Consider the following 914-nt stretch of genomic DNA (forward strand, 5'->3'; position numbering starts at 1 on the left):
CAACGACATCATCAGCGGCTTCATGGCCGGACCCGGCAACACCATCGACATGGACCTCACCTACCGCAAGGACAGCTAGCAGAGACACTGGCCAGCTGAGCTGAGCCAGCACCACGCCCCCGGCCCCCCGTTCCTTCGCAGACGGGGGGCCGGACCCGTTCCCAGAGGCTTTGAGAGGCAGAAATGAGAACGCGACGCAAGCCCAGGACGCACGTTCCCGTGGGCGTCACGGCGACCGTGGCGCTGCTGGCGGGGCTGATCGGCATGTCCTCCGGCGGACCCGCCGCCGCGGACCCGGTGTCCCTGACCCAGACGTACGAATGCGTGTTCCCGCTCATCCAGGAAGACCCGCTCACCGTGGTGATCAAGGCCGACCTGCCGGACGAACTGCAGGCGGGCGAGCAGATCCCGGCGTTCGCGGTGACCTCGGTGGCGACCGTCAGCGAGGCCGCCGCCACCGGTCTCGGCGCGGTCGGCAGCACCACTCTGGAAGGGGTAGCCTCCGCCGATGTCACCGTCAACCTGCCGGGAGGACCGCTCGACATCACCCTGGACAACACCATCGGCAGGACGCCGCTGCCCGAACCGGCCGCCGACTTCACGGTGACGGCGAACGGGGAAGCGCCCACCCTGACCTTCACTCAGCCCGGCAGCGTGTCCATCGAGGTCAACAGCCTGCTGCTGACCATGACCCCGCGCGACGCCGCGGGCGACAAAACGAGCCTCGACACCTTCGAGACCGAGTGCACCCTCGACCCCGCCGACCAGGACAAGACCCTGCACACGATCGAGGTCGTGCCAGCACCGGACGACCCCACCGATCCCCCGGACCCCGGACCTGAGCCGGTGAAGCTCGACTTCGACATCAAGGGCCGCTCCGACATCAAGGCCGCCAACGGCAGCACCCCCCTCAG

The 914-nt window shown here is 68.6% G+C and carries 1 protein-coding gene; it reads left to right on the forward strand.

Annotation, left to right across the window (positions count from 1 at the left end):
* Positions 1-219 precede the first annotated feature (219 nt).
* On the forward strand, positions 220-914 hold a 695-nt coding region (locus tag ACX6XY_RS29995; RefSeq protein WP_460337760.1), incomplete at its 3' end, for a DUF6801 domain-containing protein.

It is taken from the genome of Streptomyces sp. O3, from assembly GCF_054788135.1.